Below are 432 nucleotides of genomic sequence, written 5' to 3'. Positions count from 1 at the left end.
AAAATATCAAAGCACATGGTTTTTGCTCTCAAAAAGAGAGTATGAGATCATAACTATTACTGTCGGTCAAATCTGATTTTTTTAACAAAATATTCACGATCTTGCCCTGGCTGCATAAGCAGCCCTTATTGTCATCATTCTGGCATTTTGGGCCACTCAATATCAGGCGCCAGTGAAGTATCAACACGGCTCAGTAATACCCGGTATTTCTTCCATTCAAGCAACGCTGCTTCTTCGGCTTCTGTTGCAACTTCTAAGTCAACAGAGTCTTGTAGCAATGAGAGTGTTTCATTCGCTTGTCGTAACAGTGTGGCTTGTTGCTGCTTGGCTTCTTCGATCTGACTTGATTTGAAAAGACCTTTATCAACTACCCACTCTTTACCATCCCATTTGTCGTAGTCGGTGTCAGGTTTCTTGAATGTGAGCGTATCG

At 41.9% G+C, this 432-nt stretch carries 1 protein-coding gene; it reads right to left on the bottom strand.

What is annotated here, in order from left to right:
* Positions 1-134: 134 nt before the first annotated feature.
* A partial coding sequence (locus tag ABR397_RS23380) for a tail fiber assembly protein (RefSeq protein ID WP_350307786.1) occupies positions 135-432 on the bottom strand: 298 nt, incomplete at its 5' end.

The organism is Photorhabdus viridis, assembly GCF_040256935.1.
Classification (GTDB): domain Bacteria; phylum Pseudomonadota; class Gammaproteobacteria; order Enterobacterales; family Enterobacteriaceae; genus Photorhabdus; species Photorhabdus viridis.
This window is presented reverse-complemented; position numbering and strand designations above follow the sequence as displayed.